Genomic DNA, 16002 nt, shown 5'->3' with positions numbered 1-16002 from the left:
AGAATGATTGAAATGAAATTTCAATTCCCCCTTTTATAGTGAGGCAAATATGTGAACAAAATTCTAAAAAAAAAAATGAATACCTCTTGAATTTTAAGAATTTTTTTCTCATGTTTAGCCAGCAAGGAAAGCTACAAAAAAATATTTAAAACACAGTATGAAATTCGACGAAATACAAATAAGAGTGAGGTATGGTGAAACCGACCAAATGGGGGTGGTGTACCACGGAAACTATGCATTATACTTAGAGATGGGGCGGGTTGAATGGCTGCGAAGGCTAGGTATTTCTTACAAATCGATGGAAGAAAACGGAATTATGCTGCCTGTTGTTTCGTTAAACATAAATTATAAAAAATCCGCAGGTTACGACGAGTTAATTACTGTTAAAACCATGTTGAATAAAAGGCCAACATCGAAGATAGAATTTGATTACGAAATTACTAATGAGCAGGGAGAAATATTGACCTTGGCAAGCACTACCTTAGTGTTTGTAAATATGAAAACTTTGCGACCTGTTAAAGCACCCGATTATGTTATGAATTTAATAGATGAAGACGTTAAATAACGTCAATTTTAACCTCGAACAACGTATTAAAAATTTCAAAGATTTTTTCTGATTCTGATTTTCGTACAGATATGGTAATTTGGCAATCGAGTTCTAGTTTTTGGTTAATAACATCAATTTGATGTTCTTTTATTTTGCGCATCACTACATTCATGTTTTTGTACTCGAAAGTGATTAAAAAATGAACATCTATGGTCTTTTCAATAATTGATGCGCTTTCAAGAGCCATTTGCGCAGAAGTACGGTAAGCATTTATTAGTCCGCCAACACCAAGTTTTACGCCACCAAAATAGCGTACTACTATAATTAATATGTTGGTAACTTTAAAAGACTGTATTTGTCCGTAAATAGGCATGCCAGCAGAATTGCTTGGTTCGCCGTCATCGTTGGCACGATAAGTGATTTGTTCGGTGCCTATTTGGTAAGCGTAACACCAATGTCTCGCTGAATGGTGTTCTTTTTTAACAGACTCTAAATGTAATTTTACGTCATCTTCATTTAAAACAGGAAAAGCGTAGCCAAAAAACTTGCTGTTTTTGTCTTTAAACAAAACAGGTTCTGTGGCATTTTTTATGGTTTGGTATGTGTCTTCGGTAATCAAAAAAATTAAAGGTTTTCGTAAATTTCTAGGTTGTCACCATCAATAGTTTCAGTTGAAATTAATTTTCCTGAAAATTTTGGGGCTTCAACACCTTCAGAAAAAGTAACATGTCCTTTAAATACTCGGGCTTCATCCCATAAACCTTCATTTATAAAAGCCTGCAAGGTTTTGCTTCCGCCTTCAATAATCACGGAATTGATATTGGCTTCAAAAAGTGTTTTGCAAATAGTTGATGGATTGTTGTTCGGTACTACCAAAGTTTCAGCTTCATTATTAAAAACAGCTAAATCTTTTGGTAACGATGCTTTTTTATCAATAACTATTCTAATAGGGTTTTTACCAGTATAATCTCGTGTGGTTAAACTTGGGTTGTCAGCTACAACTGTATTATAGCCAACCAAAATAGCTTGTTCTTCGGCGCGCCATTTATGAACCAGTTGTCTGGAGTATGTATTGGTAATCCAGACTGGTTTTTGCTCGTTTTTTGTTTTAGGCGCAATAAAACCATCAGCCGATTGTGCCCACTTTAATATAACATAAGGTCGTTTTTTATTGTGAAAAGTAAAAAAGCGCTTGTGATGTTGCTTGCATTCAGCTTCTAAAACACCTACAGTAACGTTGCAACCCGCTTCCATAAGTTTTTTTATCCCTTTTCCAGCAACTTGCTCGTTATCGTCAATACAACCAATAACCACGTTAGGGATGTTGTGATGAATAATTAAATCGCTACAAGGCGGTGTTTTTCCGTAATGCGAACAAGGTTCAAGCGTTACGTAAATCGTTGCGTTTTTTAATAAATTTTTATCTGAAACTGCGTTTATAGCATTTACTTCGGCATGATTACCGCCATAAGCACTGGTAAAACCTTCACCAATAATTTTATTATCGCAAACAATTACGGCGCCAACCATTGGGTTTGGTCTGGTTGTTCCTAATCCGTTTTTGGCAATTTCTATACAGCGTTTTATGTATTTTTCATGTATCTTCATCCCGTAAAATATCTACAAAAATATCATTTTAAAGTGAGTAAAGATAGTATTGTTATTCGACAAATAGAACCACAAGATAATGAGCAACTTGAGGCTGTTATACGTGCGTGTTTCCATGAGTTTAAAATTCCATTAGAAGGCACTGCATATACCGATCCGGAAACCAAAAGTATGTATGAAGCCTACCAAAATGACAACGATGTGTACTTTATTATTGAAGATAATGGTGAAGTTTTAGGCGGTGGCGGCGTAAAGCCGTTACAAGACTCGAATGGTGCGATATGCGAAATTCAAAAAATGTATTTCTCCCCAAAAGTTAGAGGTAAAGGCTATGGTAAAAAGCTTTTTGGTGCTTGTGTTGAAGCGGCGAAACAACTTGGGTATAAGCAATGCTATTTAGAATCGGCGTCGCAATTAAAGGCTGCGATACATATTTATGAAAGTTTTGGTTTTAAGCATTTAGATGGTGCTTTGGGTAATACTGGTCACTTTTCGTGTGGCGTATGGATGATTAAAGATTTATGAAACTAAAACCACTACAACATACCTTTGCAGAACGCTTACAAGCATTATATTCATCTGAAGAAATACTAGCTTTTTTTTATGAATTGATAGATTCATTTTACGGTGTTTCACGAATTAATTTGGCTTTGAATCCTGATATTGAAGTTGAAGACGCTTCAAAATTAACTGATGCATTACAACAATTAGAAGTCCAAAAGCCCATACAATATATAATTGGTAAAACAGAGTTTTTTGGTTTGAATTTTAAAGTATCAGAATCGGTGTTAATTCCAAGACCTGAAACTGAAGAATTAGTAAGTTGGATATTAAGTGAAATAGGAATTCAGAATTCAGAAGTTAGAATTTTAGATATAGGTACAGGAAGTGGTTGTATTGCCATTTCTTTAGCTAAAAACTTACCCAATGCTAAAGTTTACGCCTTAGATGTTTCCGCGGAAGCGTTACAAATAGCAAAACAAAATGCAGAATTAAATAACGTGAGTATTGAATTTATCGAAGACTCCATTTTAGATGTCAAGAACTCAAAATTACTATCGGAAGATTTAAAATTTGATGTGATCTTTTCCAATCCGCCATACGTTCGGAATCTCGAAAAAGAATTAATGAAACCCAATGTGCTAGAAAACGAACCGTATTTGGCCTTGTTTGTAGACGACAATGACCCATTAATATTTTATAGAGCGATTTCAAATTTTGCTGTTAATAAGTTGTGCGCTCATGGTGTGTTATTTTTTGAAATCAATGAGTATCTTGGTCAAGATATGGAAGATTTACTGCAATTAAATTTTAAAAATGTAGTGCTTAAAAAAGATATATTCCAAAAAGATAGAATGATAAAAGGTGTTTTAAAATGAATGATGTAAAGCAAAAAATAGAAACTTTAAGAAACGAATTACGCCAACATAATTACAATTATTATGTGTTGGATAATGCTACTATTTCCGATTACGATTTTGATATTAAGTTGAAAGAATTGCAAGCGCTTGAAGATAAACACCCTGAATTTTTCGATGCCAATTCGCCCACACAGCGCGTTGGAGGCGAGGTAACAAAGAATTTTGAGACCATTCCGCATGAGTATCGTATGTATTCGTTAGATAATTCATATTCTAAAGAAGATTTGGAAGATTGGGAAAAACGCATAAAAAAACTCGTTGATGGCGATATTGCTTACACTTGCGAATTGAAATACGACGGAGCTTCTATAAGTTTAACTTACGAAGATGGAAAACTAGTAAAAGCCGTAACTCGTGGTGATGGTTTTCAAGGTGATAATGTTACTGCAAATGTAAAAACCATAAAATCGGTACCGTTACAATTAAAAGGTGATTATCCAGCAAAATTCGACATTCGAGGTGAAATTATTTTACCGTTTGACGGATTTAATAAAATGAATGAAGAACGTATTGAAATAGGCGAGGAGCCCTACCGAAACCCACGAAATACAGCTTCAGGAAGTTTAAAATTGCAAGATAGTGCCGAAGTCGCTAAACGCCCGTTAGAGTGTTTACTTTACAACTTAACAGGGACAAATTTAGGTGTCGCTACGCAGTTTGAAAGTTTAGACAAAGCGCGTGAATGGGGATTTAAAGTGCCTAAAGCTGCAAAATTAGCTAAAAGTATAGACGACGTTTTGGAGTTTATTGATTTCTGGAACGAAGAACGTCATGCCTTGCCTTACGAAACCGACGGTGTAGTAATTAAGGTTAATAGTTTGCAACAACAAGAAGAATTAGGTTATACGGCCAAAGCGCCACGTTGGGCGATGGCTTACAAGTTTAAGGCAGAGCAAGTTTCTACGAAATTAAACAGTATAACTTATCAGGTTGGGCGTACAGGAGCGATTACTCCTGTGGCGAATTTAGAGCCTGTTGAATTGGCGGGCACAACCGTAAAACGTGCCTCTTTACATAATGCCGATCAAATAGAAAAACTAGACATTCGTGTAAACGATACGGTTTACGTAGAAAAAGGAGGCGAAATTATTCCTAAAGTTTTGGGTGTAGATATGTTGCAACGCCCTTTAGATTCGCAACCTACGCAATACATTACCCACTGTCCGGAATGTAACACCGAACTCATTAGAAAAGCAGGTGAAGCACAACATTATTGTCCAAATTACAATGGTTGTAACCCGCAAATTATTGGCCGTATTCAGCATTACATTTCTAGAAAAGCGATGGATATTGAAGGCTTAGGCGGCGAAACTGTAGCGCTTTTGGTTAATAATGGTTTAATAAATAATTATTCTGATTTATATGAGTTAACCAAAGATCAAGTGATTCCATTGGAACGTATGGCGGAAAAAAGTGCCGAAAACTTAATAAATGGTATAGAAAAATCGAAAAGCATTCCTTTTGAGCGTGTGCTTTATGCTTTGGGTATTCGCTATGTTGGTGAAACCGTTGCAAAAAAATTAGCGAAACATTATAAAAGTATTGATGCTATTATTGAAGCTACGGAAGATGCCTTGGTTAATGTAGATGAAATTGGGATAAAAATAGCCGAAAGTGTAGTGGCATTTTTTCATTCAACAGACAATAAAACAATTGTAGAACGGTTAAAAAGCTTTGGGGTGCAGTTGGAATTATCTGAGGAAGCATTGCAAGGACAAACAAATATTCTTGAAGGACAAACTATTGTTGTAACTGGTGTATTTGAAACCGTCTCGCGAACCGAATTAAAGAAGCTCATTGAAGACAATGGCGGAAAAGTAAGTAGTTCCATTTCATCTAAAACCAGTTTTATTGTGGCAGGCGACAAAATGGGACCAAGTAAAAAGGAGAAGGCAGAAAAGTTGAACATAAATCTAATTAATGAAGCTGAATTCTTGCAAAAAATAGAAAAATAATCGGTAAAAAGTAAATTTTATTGGTTAATATGGGTTTTTTGTTTATGTTTGCGTCAAGTTTAGATGATTCTAACTATGAAAATTTCGAAAGTACTTATTGGTTTTGTAATACTGCTTTTTGTTCTTTTTGCTTTTTTTGAAGTAATTGGAGAGTATGATGCTTCATTTTACTTAAATTGTTCCATTATACCGACCATTGCGCTAATTTATTTTTTATTTGTAAAAAATAGAAACTTATACTTTCTTTTATTTTTAGTTTTTTATTCAGCAGCCGATGTAATTGGCATGATAACTGAATATTTTTTGTACAATTATGCGCTTGATTTCGAGGCTAATATTCAATATTATGCTTCCGATTATTATTTTTTATCGGCTTTATATATTGGTGCTTATTTCTTTTTATTATTAAAAATAGCCAAATCGTTGTCTTTTGGTTTTGTGTTTAAAAAACTCAAAATTCATTGTGTTGTGTTACTTATTTTAAATGTTTATTTAATTTATGTGATACAGCTTATTGTAGCATCTAACAAAACATACCAGTTTGAATATTGGATCGAGATGGTTTACAATATTTTAATGTTGGCAGTAATGTCTGTAGCTTTGTTAAACTTCTTTTATCGGGATAATAAAAAGTCGTTATTTCTCTTTTTAGGAGCTTTATGTATAGTTTTTTCTGAAGTAATTGATATTGCCATAATATATGTTGCTCCAAAAGATGCTTTAAATATTCTATCTACGGCATTGGCATTGAGTGCATTTTTCTTTTTTTATCAGCAAGCCAGACTAGAAAATAACATAAATAATTTTGTCTTTAATTCTTAATGTTTCTGTTGTTTGCTAATTAATAAAATGATTAGCGATAAAATAAGTGTTATTACAGCTGTTACAAAAAGAATACCTCCGTCGTTTTTTATTTCAATTCCTAATATAGTTAAGTGAGTGCAGACCGCTCCAAGCATTGCTAAAAATGTAACAATTGCTCCAATTTTTACTGTTTTTGGGATAAGTATTAAAAGTCCGGAAATTAACTCAATTATTCCAATACCAATTCTTCCGTAAGGTTCTAAACCAATTTTATCGAAAATATAAACGCTATCTGGGTGCGCGGTAAACTTAAATCGTAAGGTTTGCCATAAAATTACGGCTACAATTAAACGTATAATTAAAAAGCGTTTTTTATTCATTTTTAAAATTCTAATATATAATTAGACGCTTTTAAGGTAATTACTTACGATTTAGTTGATAGTTGCTCGTTGAAATACATGTTTTAATAAAATAATCGATGAAATGTTTGTTTTTAACGTTGAAATAAAAATAAAATGCTACATTTGTATCAACCTACTTATATTATGATTGTGAAAAAATTAGCCCTACCTATTTTTAGCAAACTGTTATTAACAGTTTTAATCGTTACGTTATTAGTTAATTTAATTGGAATATTTTCCAATAATCAAGTTTTAGTACAAGCGTCGTTTGTATTGTTAATTCCAGTTTTTTTAACGGTATTTTTAATGCGTTATAAGAAGCTAAATTTAGCTTTAGTTTCGTTTTTAATATTTTCCTTATTAGGAAATATTAGTAGTGTTTTTATAACAGACCCTAGCTTTGGTTTTATTCCAGATGCCTTTTATTTTTTAAGTTTTGTGTACTTAATTTTAATGATTGCACCAGACTTTAAATTTCAGCGCATAAATAAAGTGATAGGTAGTTATTTAATATTGGTGTTTTCAATAAATTTATATCTATTGTACGCACTTTATAGTTTTTTAGTTTCTATAATTCCAGACGATTTAGGCGTAAATGTGTTTGCTATTAAAAGCTTTGTGTTAATAGTATTAGCTTTTGTGGCTTTGGGCGTTTATTTAAACTACCAAACGCAAAAATCTATTTTCTTTTTATCAGCGGTTGCCTGTTTTGGATTTTCTTTAATGCTAGAATACGTAAATAGTTATTATACAAGTAGTTTTAGTTTTTTAATGATACATAGAATGTTATATATAGCAGGTATTTACTTTATTTTTAGATACGCAACTATAGAAGCGGTTAAGAGTATGAAAGTTAAAGCTAGAATTAAACAAAAGCGAGTTGTTAAAGAAAAACAACAAGCAATTGCCGAAACGATGATTTTAAACTAAAATAGAAGTGCCATTTGCACTTTTGTTTTTATCTGTATCAAAATAAAAGTCTATTTTACCTAAGTATAAGCCGTAACAACCCACTTGATTTACCAATACGTTTTTGCCATCAATATTTTTAGCTACTGTTGGTTTGGGTAAAAACGTATGTGTGTGTCCGCCAATAATTAAGTCAATATTTTTTGTGGCTGCGGCCAATTTTAAATCACTTATTTTACTGCTGTTATTTTTATAATGATAGCCCAAATGCGACAAACAAATAACAAGATCGCAGTGTTCGTTTTCTTTTAAGGTGCGTGTCATGTCCTGGGCTATTTCAACTGGATCGAGGTATTTTGTTTCTTTAAACATGTTGGGGGCTACTAAACCATCAAGTTCTATACCTAAGCCAAAAACACCTATTTTTATGCCATCCTTAACAAAAACTTCATAGGGTTTTACATGTGTATCTATTACGGTATTCTTAAAATCGTAATTGGCACAAATAAAATCGAAATTAGCATGAGGTAATTGGGCGTATAAACCATCAATTCCGTTATCAAAATCATGGTTTCCAATAGTTGAAGCGTCATATTTAAGTTTGCTCATTAATTTAAATTCCAATTCACCACCATAATAATTAAAATAAGGTGTGCCTTGAAAAATATCTCCGGCATCTAAAAGTAATGTGTTTGGGTTTTCTTTGCGGTAGTTATCAATTAATGTAGCGCGTCTTGCAACACCACCTTTATTTGCGTTTCTGCCATCTTCTGGTCCAAAAGCATCAATATGGCTGTGCACATCGTTGGTATGCAAAATAGTTATTTTAGTTGCTTTTTTTTCTGATGTAAACGAAGTTAATCCTAATCCGCCCAAACCTATTAAAGTGGTGCTTGCTGCTGTATGTTGTAAAAAATCTCTACGCTTCATAATGTCTATTTTATTTGGGTGAATCGATCGTCTTGACTAGGTTGAATGGTATCGTTTTTTAAAAAATTATCAATTAAAGCATTTCTAATTTTATAATTTAAAATATATAAAGAATCGTTAGTTTTAAAAAATCGCATATTGTCTCCACCATTGTATAAATAATCGTTTGTGGCTACATAATAGGTTCTGTTTGTAATAGCTTCATTTTTAATTTTAGCATCAACAATTTCAAAATTTCTGTTTAAAGTTAATTTAAGTTGCGAAATAGGGTGTGCTTTTTTCGATTTCGATAAGTATAGCAACATACTGTCAATTTGAGCTTTTTTTAAAGCAACAACTACGATGCTGTTTTCAAAAGGCATTAATTCAAAAGCTGTTCTTTTAGAAATATTTCCTTTGGATAAAATTGAGCGAATACCACCATGATTAAGTAAAACCATATCAATATCGTGTCCGGTTCTCTTATTAAAAATAGGGTTTGCTTCTTGGTAAACGGCATCGGCCATAAAGTTGCCAATGGCGGTGTTAAATTCACCATCCGATTTTGTGTAAGTTTGCGGCGCATACGCAATAATGCTATCTAAATCATTTTGTATGTGTTCTCTAAAAGGTTTAATATAAGCTTCAATTTCGGCATTTTCTGTAATGCTGTTATTAACTTCAATACGTTTGCCTTCAATTTTATTTAAGTGTAATTGATTTTGTTTACAACCAGTAAAACTTAAAAAATATAACAAAACCAATAAAATTGTTATCCTCATTTTTTTACGATATTTTTTGAATGTACTTTTGCTACCTTTGCGAAAAGTATAAAGGTAAATGATTTTACAAGGTTTTAAAGAAAAATCTAATAAAAAGTACTTAAACAAATTGTTATCAAAAAGAAATGTGGAAGCCAATGATAGCAAGGTTGAAAGTCTGGGGATTATTGTAAATGCTGATGAGTTTGATGATGTTGAACAATTTACAAGTTTTTCTGAAGCTATTAATATAAGGTCTAACCGATTGAAAATTATCACTTTTACAGAAAATGAAAATAAGCAAGCTTTATCTTGGGATTCTTGTTTTAATCCAAAAGATTTTGGCTGGAAAGGCACCATTAAAAACGTTGAGTTAGATGGGTTTTTAAATAAAAATTTCGATTTATTAATAAGTTTTTACCAAAAAGACATTACCGAAATTAAATTAATTACCGCGCAAAGTAAAGCCAAGTTTAAAATAGGAAACTTTCAACGCGACGAACGTTTAAACGATTTAATAATTAAAACAAAAACAAAAGAATTTAAGCTTTTTAAAGACGAGGTAGTAAAATACCTTACCATATTAAACAAAATTTAAAAATGAATAATAAGTTTCTTGGAACAGGCGTAGCGTTGGTTACACCGTTTAATTCCGATTTATCAATTAACCATGATGCCTTAGCAAATATTGTAAATTACAATATTGAAAATGGGGTAGAGTATTTAGTAATTTGTGGTACCACAGGCGAAAGCGTTACCATTACTAAAGAAGAAAAAAAGGCCGTTGTTGCCACAGTTGCTAAAGCAAATAATGGTCGCGTGCCAATGGTTTTAGGTATTGGGGGTAATAATACCATGCAGGTTATTGAAGAAATAAAAACAACCGATTTAAGCAGTATAGATGCCATTTTGTCGGTGTCACCATATTATAGTAAGCCAACGCAAGAAGGCGTGTATCAGCATTTTAAAGCCATTGCCGAGGCTTGCCCAATCGATATCATTTTATATAATGTTCCTGGGCGCACTTCAAAAAATATGGAGCCAGAAACTACCATTCGTTTAGCTAACGATTTTAAAAATGTAATTGCAGTTAAAGAAGCTGGTAACAATGTCGCTCAATATTTAACGTTAATTAAAAGTAAACCAGAAGATTTTTTAATTATTTCTGGTGATGACGATTTAGCTTTAGGTATTGTTCTTGCTGGAGGTGCTGGTGTTATTTCTGTAATTGGTCAAGGATTTCCAAAAGAATTTTCAGAAATGATTCGTTTAGGATTAGCAGGAAATGCTAAAGACGCTTATAAGTTACATTTTAAATTAATGGATGTTATTGGTTATATTTTTGAAGAAAATAACCCAGCAGGAATTAAAGCTGTTTTTGAAGCTTTAAACTTATGCGAAAGCACGGTAAGGTTACCATTAGTGCCTGCTTCAAATGCCTTAAAAAGTAAAATTGCAGATTTTGTAAAACAGTTTTAGTGGTGTTAAATATTACTTAAACCTTATAAATAGTGGCTTTTACCTGTTATTTTAGCGCTTAAATAATATTTTTTAAATCCATTTTATTAACTTAATTTTGCAAACTGTTTAAGATTTATGAAGAACGTTTTTTACATACTATTAGCGGTAACACTTTTAACAAGTTGTAGCGAATTTCAAAAGGCTTTAAAGTCTGAAGATATTGCTACAAAATTTAAATTAGGTGAAGATTTGTATAATGAAGGTAAGTTTGGAAAAGCTAACCGACTTTTTGCACAAATTGTTCCTAATTATAGAGGTAAGCCTCAAGCCGAAAAACTTATGTTTTTATATTCTAATTCGTATTATCAATTAAAAGATTATTATACGGCAGGATATCAGTTTGAGCGTTTTGCATCAAGTTACCCAAGTAGTGAAAAACTAGAACAGGCGTCGTTTTTAGCCGCAAAAAGCGCGTATATGCTGTCGCCAGTATATTCAAAAGATCAAACTGAAACAGCTTCGGCCATCGAGAAACTTCAGGAATTTATTAATTTATTTCCAGATTCAGAGTATAGCGACGAAGCGAATAAGTTGGTTCAAGAATTAGATTTTAAACTTCAAAAAAAGGCGTTCGAAATAGCTAAAAAATATAAAGACATTGCTCCAGGTTACAGTAAAGATTTTAATGCAGCTATTAAATCTTTTGATAATTTTTTGTTTGAGTTTCCTGGTTCACCGTTGCGTGAAGAAGCTATGTTTTTAAAATTTGACGCTATGTTTCAGCAAGCTATAAACAGTCGAGAATACAAAAATACCATACAAGAAGGTTTGGTGCATTTGCGTAAAGAACGTTTAGAGAATGCTAAAGAATACTCAACCACATTTAAAAGTACATTTGTAAATTCTAAACACCTAGAAACTGTTAACGAAATGACGGTTTTGCTAGATGAAGAATTAAAAAATTATAGCACAAAAAGTTAAACATTGAAGACGATATGGATTTAAAGAAAACCAATGCTCCTGTAAATACGGTAACGTACGACAGAAACCAAATAGACGAGCCTACCGAAAACATATACGAGGCTATTTCTATTATTGCAAGACGTTCTGAGCAAATAAATACCGAAATTAAAAAGGAACTAATCGATAAGTTAGAAGAGTTTGCTACTTATAACGATAGTCTTGAAGAAATTTTTGAAAACAAAGAACAAATCGAGGTTTCTAAATTTTATGAAAAATTACCAAAACCTCATGCGTTAGCCGTTCAAGAATGGTTAACCGATAAAATTTATTTTAGAAATACTGAAGAAGACGCTCAGTAAAACATTCTAAAATGTCAATATTAAGCGGCAAGAACATACTATTAGGAATTAGTGGTGGTATTGCCGCTTATAAAACAGCTTCACTTGTAAGGTTGTTTATAAAATCTGGTGCCCAAGTGAAAGTGGTGTTAACTCCAAGTGCAAAAGATTTTATTACCCCTTTAACACTTTCAACATTATCTAAAAACCCTGTGTTTTCTTCGTTTACAAATGAAGAAGACGATAATGCTGTATGGAATAATCATGTCGATTTAGGGCTTTGGGCCGATGTCATGGTAATTGCACCTGCAACAGCCAATACCTTATCGAAAATGGCAAATGGCGTTTGCGATAACCTATTGTTAGCAACGTATTTATCGGCGAAATGTCCGGTGTATTTTGCGCCCGCAATGGATTTAGATATGTACAAACACCCATCAACTTTAGCAAGTTTCACAAAGCTTCAATCGTTTAAAAATGTTATGATTCCTGCTGCAAGCGGAGAATTAGCAAGCGGTTTAGTAGGCGAGGGCAGGATGGCAGAACCAGAAGATATCGTATCGTTTTTAGAAAATGATATGTTAAACAAATTACCACTTCGTGGAAAAAAAGTGTTAATTACAGCTGGTCCAACCTACGAAGCAATCGATCCGGTTCGTTTTATAGGGAATCATTCTTCTGGTAAAATGGGCTTTGAAATTGCAAAAGCAGCTGCAAATAATGGTGCTGAAGTTATTTTAATTACAGGTCCAACTCACGAAAAGGTTAATCATAATTTAATTAAAGTTGTTCCAGTTATTAGTGCTCAAAGTATGTACGATGCGGTTCATGAGTATTTTAATTCGGTTAATGTGGCAATACTTTCGGCAGCAGTAGCCGATTTTAGACCAAAAGAAATTGCTACTCAGAAAATAAAAAAGAAAACCGATACGTTAACATTAGAGTTAGAAAAAACAAAAGATATTTTAGCATCGTTAGGCGGCATAAAAAAACAACAATATTTAGTTGGGTTTGCTTTAGAAACGAATAATGAGTTAGAAAATGCAAAAGGCAAACTAAAACGTAAAAATTTAAATTTAATAGTATTAAATTCGTTAAACGATAAAGGCGCTGGATTTAAAGGTAACACTAACAAGGTAACTTTTATTGATAATAAAGACCAAATCACTGAATTTGAGTTAAAAACAAAGGCCGAAGTCGCTAACGATTTAATACATCATATTATAACCAAAATACATGCGTAACCTATTAATTACACTTTCAATATTGTTAAGTTTTGCCAGTTTTTCGCAAGAGTTAAACTGTAAATTAGTAGTTAATGCGCAACAAACTGGTAACGAAAACTTTCCTATTTTTAAAACACTAGAAAAACAACTTACCGAATTTGTTAATAACACAAAATGGACTAATAAAACATTTAAACCACAGGAGCGTATTAATTGTTCTATGGTATTAAATATTAGTAATTACAGTGGCGAAACATTTCAAGGCGCATTGCAAGTGCAAGCTTCTCGTCCGGTTTATGGCTCAACGTTTACTACGCCAATTTATAGTTTTAACGATAAGGATTTAACCTTTAATTACTTAGAGTATCAAAATTTAAACTTCAGTAATACGCAGTTTCAATCTAATTTAATATCTATAATTGCTTACCATGTGTATATTATTTTGGCTTTAGATGCCGATACTTTTGCCGAAAATGGTGGCAGCACTTATTACAAGCAAGCACAAACCATTGTTAACTTTTCGCAACAAAGTAATTTTAGTGGTTGGAAAGTAGAAGATGGTTTACAAAGTCGCTTTACTTTAATCGACAATATTTTATCGCCAACCTATAAGGAATATCGCAATGTTATGTACACCTATCACCGCGACGGGCTAGATGTAATGAGCGAAAATGTTAAAACAGGAAAAGAAGCTGTAGCACAATCTATTTTAAAGTTTAGCACAATGAATAGTCGTAGGCCAAATTCCTTTTTACTCAGAACTTTTTTTGATGCTAAGGCCGAAGAGATTCAGCAAATATTTTCAAATGGTCCTAATGTAAATATTGTGAAGTTAAAAGAAGCGCTACCTAAAATTGCACCGCTTCACAGTAGTAAATGGCAAAATATTAAATTTTAAATTAAGCCTAAACAGAGTTTTTTAGTAAAAACTAAAAATTCCGATAGCTACCAATTACAGAGATCAAAAACAGCAATTTAAAACCGTAAACTACAAATGCTAACCTCTCTTTCAATAAAAAATTACGCGCTTATCGATCATTTAAAAGTCGATTTTAATGATGGATTTTCAATTATAACAGGAGAAACCGGTGCTGGTAAATCTATTTTATTAGGTGGTTTATCTTTAATTCTTGGTAAACGAGCCGATTTAAGCAGTTTAAAGGACGATACTAAAAAATGTATTATCGAAGCTGTTTTTAATATTGAAAAATATAAACTTGAAGCCCTTTTCGCGGCTGAAGATTTTGATTATGAAGCGCAAACAATTATTCGTAGAGAAATATTGCCTTCTGGAAAATCAAGAGCATTTGTAAACGATTCACCTGTAAATTTAAGTAGTTTGCAATTACTAGGTGAGCGCTTAATCGATATTCATTCGCAGCATCAAACCATGCAATTAACCGATAACGATTATCAGTTTCAAGTTATTGATGCTTTAGCAAAAAACGATGCTGTTTTAAAACAATACAAGCAAGAACTAAAGGTTTTAAAAAAGTTAGAAAAAGAATATAAAGAGCTTTTGAATTTTCAGGCAGAAGCCATTAAAGAACACGATTATAATACATTCTTGTTAAACGAATTGGTTGAGGCTAATTTAGTTGAAGATGAATTGCAAGCGCTTGAAGAAGAATATGAAACACTTAATAACATTGAAAATATTCAAGAAAAATTAAGTGAAGCAGAGCAGTTGTTAGGTGATGAACAAATGGGAGCGCTTACAGCGTTAACCACTTTAAAACATGCCTTGCAGAAGCTTTCGAGTTATTCGATTAAGTACGAAGATGTTTATAAACGTGCCGAAAGCAGTTTTATAGAGCTCGATGATATTTTTAGTGAAATCACTAATTTACAAGAAGCGCTCGATGCCGACCCAAACCGATTAGAAGTGGTTGATGCACGCTTAAAAATGCTTCACAATTTAATGCAAAAGCACGTAGTTAGTGAAGTGGCCGAATTAGTTGAAATTAGAAATCAACTTCAAGAAAAAGTAGCGGTTACCGAAAATTTAGACGACAGCATTAAAACCAAGCAAAGTCAAATAGCTTCTAAAGAAAAGGAACTTAATACAGTTGCTGGCGAAATTTCTAAATTACGTAAAGCGATAGTACCAGAATTAAAATCGCAATTAGAAACTATTTTGAGTAGTTTAGGGATGCCAAATGCTCAATTTAAAATAGAGTTAAGTTCAGCCACTACTTTTTTACCAAACGGAAAGGACGAATTAACCTTTTTATTTTCAGCAAACAAAGGCGGCAATTTTAACGAGCTTAAAAAAGCAGCTTCAGGAGGTGAATTATCTCGAATTATGCTGGCTATAAAATCTGTTTTAGCAAATTATATACAGTTGCCAACCATAATGTTCGACGAGATAGATACGGGTGTTTCAGGCGAAATATCAAATAAAATGGGCGATATAATGTTACAAATGAGTAAAACCATGCAGGTGTTTTCTATAACGCATTTACCGCAAGTAGCCGCCAAAGGGCATTCGCATTTTAAAGTGTTTAAAGAAGATGTTAATGAGGTAACACAAACCAACTTGGTTAAACTAAATCACGACGAGCGTATTGTAGAAATAGCACAAATGTTAGGCGGTATAGAAATGTCAAGTTCGGCCATTGCGCATGCTAAAGATTTACTAAATTAGTAAAACTTAAATCGCGTAACTAAAAAGTTTGTTACCTTTGGCGCATCTAAAA

Annotated in this window: 18 protein-coding genes; 13 read left to right on the top strand and 5 right to left on the bottom strand. The window is 32.9% G+C overall.

The window, feature by feature from the left end; translation table 11 throughout:
* The first annotated feature begins 157 nt into the window (after positions 1 to 157).
* The gene (locus PK35_RS02010; RefSeq protein ID WP_044624966.1) at positions 158 to 565 is read left to right on the top strand and encodes an acyl-CoA thioesterase; all 408 of its coding nucleotides are present in this window, start codon (positions 158 to 160) and stop codon (positions 563 to 565) included.
* Here the strand turns inward: PK35_RS02010 and PK35_RS02005 are convergent.
* The gene (locus PK35_RS02005) at positions 558 to 1166 is read right to left on the bottom strand and encodes an IMPACT family protein (RefSeq protein WP_044624965.1); all 609 of its coding nucleotides are present in this window, start codon (positions 1164 to 1166) and stop codon (positions 558 to 560) included. The two genes, PK35_RS02010 and PK35_RS02005, sit on opposite strands and share 8 nt — an antisense overlap.
* A gap of 5 nt (positions 1167 to 1171) precedes the next feature.
* Positions 1172 to 2155 carry a bifunctional diaminohydroxyphosphoribosylaminopyrimidine deaminase/5-amino-6-(5-phosphoribosylamino)uracil reductase RibD gene (gene ribD / locus PK35_RS02000; RefSeq protein ID WP_044624964.1) on the bottom strand — a complete coding sequence of 328 codons (984 nt, stop codon included), beginning with the start codon at positions 2153 to 2155 and terminating at the stop codon, positions 1172 to 1174.
* A 33-nt stretch (positions 2156 to 2188) separates the two neighbouring features.
* Here ribD and PK35_RS01995 point away from each other — a divergent pair, with 33 nt between their 5' ends.
* From PK35_RS01995 to PK35_RS01980, 4 genes are all read left to right on the top strand, one after another.
* Positions 2189 to 2680, top strand: coding sequence for a GNAT family N-acetyltransferase (locus tag PK35_RS01995; RefSeq protein ID WP_044625217.1), 492 nt, complete (start codon positions 2189 to 2191; stop codon positions 2678 to 2680).
* Positions 2677 to 3534 (top strand): peptide chain release factor N(5)-glutamine methyltransferase, encoded by an 858-nt coding sequence (prmC, locus tag PK35_RS01990; RefSeq protein ID WP_044624963.1) that lies wholly within the window; start codon positions 2677 to 2679, stop codon positions 3532 to 3534. Before PK35_RS01995 ends, prmC begins: the two co-directional genes overlap by 4 nt.
* A complete protein-coding gene (gene ligA, locus PK35_RS01985; protein WP_044624962.1) occupies positions 3531 to 5531 on the top strand; it encodes an NAD-dependent DNA ligase LigA in 2001 nt (666 codons plus the stop codon). The genes prmC and ligA overlap by 4 nt, the downstream gene beginning before the upstream one ends.
* Before the next feature lie 75 nt (positions 5532 to 5606).
* Positions 5607 to 6353, top strand: a complete 747-nt coding sequence (locus tag PK35_RS01980) for a hypothetical protein (RefSeq protein WP_052825766.1) — start codon at positions 5607 to 5609, stop codon at positions 6351 to 6353.
* Here the strand turns inward: PK35_RS01980 and PK35_RS01975 are convergent.
* A complete protein-coding gene (locus PK35_RS01975) occupies positions 6350 to 6715 on the bottom strand; it encodes a DoxX family membrane protein (RefSeq protein WP_044624960.1) in 366 nt (121 codons plus the stop codon). The genes PK35_RS01980 and PK35_RS01975 overlap by 4 nt on opposite strands.
* 165 nt (positions 6716 to 6880) lie before the next feature.
* Between PK35_RS01975 and PK35_RS01970 the strand changes: the two genes are divergently transcribed.
* On the top strand, positions 6881 to 7666 hold the full coding sequence (locus tag PK35_RS01970) for a hypothetical protein (RefSeq protein ID WP_044624959.1): 786 nt from the start codon (positions 6881 to 6883) through the stop codon (positions 7664 to 7666).
* Here PK35_RS01970 and PK35_RS01965 read toward each other — a convergent pair.
* Together PK35_RS01965 and PK35_RS01960 are read right to left on the bottom strand one after the other, a co-directional pair.
* Entirely contained in the window at positions 7658 to 8575 is a 918-nt protein-coding gene (locus tag PK35_RS01965) for a bifunctional metallophosphatase/5'-nucleotidase (RefSeq protein ID WP_044624958.1), read from the bottom strand. The genes PK35_RS01970 and PK35_RS01965 overlap by 9 nt on opposite strands.
* Positions 8576 to 8580: 5 nt before the next feature.
* Positions 8581 to 9336, bottom strand: coding sequence for a 5'-nucleotidase C-terminal domain-containing protein (locus PK35_RS01960; RefSeq protein WP_044625216.1), 756 nt, complete (start codon positions 9334 to 9336; stop codon positions 8581 to 8583).
* Between the two features lie 58 nt (positions 9337 to 9394).
* On the opposite strand from PK35_RS01960, the gene PK35_RS01955 reads away from it, so the two are divergent.
* From PK35_RS01955 to recN, 7 genes are all read left to right on the top strand, one after another.
* Positions 9395 to 9913 carry a DUF6913 domain-containing protein gene (locus PK35_RS01955; RefSeq protein ID WP_044624957.1) on the top strand — a complete coding sequence of 173 codons (519 nt, stop codon included), beginning with the start codon at positions 9395 to 9397 and terminating at the stop codon, positions 9911 to 9913.
* 2 nt (positions 9914 to 9915) lie between these two features.
* The gene (gene dapA, locus PK35_RS01950) at positions 9916 to 10794 is read left to right on the top strand and encodes a 4-hydroxy-tetrahydrodipicolinate synthase (RefSeq protein ID WP_044624956.1); all 879 of its coding nucleotides are present in this window, start codon (positions 9916 to 9918) and stop codon (positions 10792 to 10794) included.
* Between the two features lie 117 nt (positions 10795 to 10911).
* Positions 10912 to 11757, top strand: coding sequence for an outer membrane protein assembly factor BamD (locus PK35_RS01945; RefSeq protein WP_044624955.1), 846 nt, complete (start codon positions 10912 to 10914; stop codon positions 11755 to 11757).
* 14 nt (positions 11758 to 11771) lie between these two features.
* The gene (locus PK35_RS01940) at positions 11772 to 12098 is read left to right on the top strand and encodes a DNA-directed RNA polymerase subunit omega (RefSeq protein WP_044624954.1); all 327 of its coding nucleotides are present in this window, start codon (positions 11772 to 11774) and stop codon (positions 12096 to 12098) included.
* Between the two features lie 11 nt (positions 12099 to 12109).
* Entirely contained in the window at positions 12110 to 13321 is a 1212-nt protein-coding gene (gene coaBC, locus PK35_RS01935) for a bifunctional phosphopantothenoylcysteine decarboxylase/phosphopantothenate--cysteine ligase CoaBC (RefSeq protein ID WP_044624953.1), read from the top strand.
* Positions 13314 to 14201 carry a type IX secretion system protein PorD gene (gene porD / locus PK35_RS01930; RefSeq protein ID WP_044624952.1) on the top strand — a complete coding sequence of 296 codons (888 nt, stop codon included), beginning with the start codon at positions 13314 to 13316 and terminating at the stop codon, positions 14199 to 14201. The genes coaBC and porD overlap by 8 nt, the downstream gene beginning before the upstream one ends.
* A 96-nt stretch (positions 14202 to 14297) precedes the next feature.
* Positions 14298 to 15950 carry a DNA repair protein RecN gene (gene recN / locus PK35_RS01925; protein WP_044624951.1) on the top strand — a complete coding sequence of 551 codons (1653 nt, stop codon included), beginning with the start codon at positions 14298 to 14300 and terminating at the stop codon, positions 15948 to 15950.
* Positions 15951 to 16002 lie beyond the last annotated feature (52 nt).

The organism is Neotamlana nanhaiensis, assembly GCF_000943555.1.
Classification (GTDB): domain Bacteria; phylum Bacteroidota; class Bacteroidia; order Flavobacteriales; family Flavobacteriaceae; genus Neotamlana; species Neotamlana nanhaiensis.
Note: the sequence above shows the minus strand (reverse complement) of the source record. Positions and strands in the feature narration are given on the sequence as shown.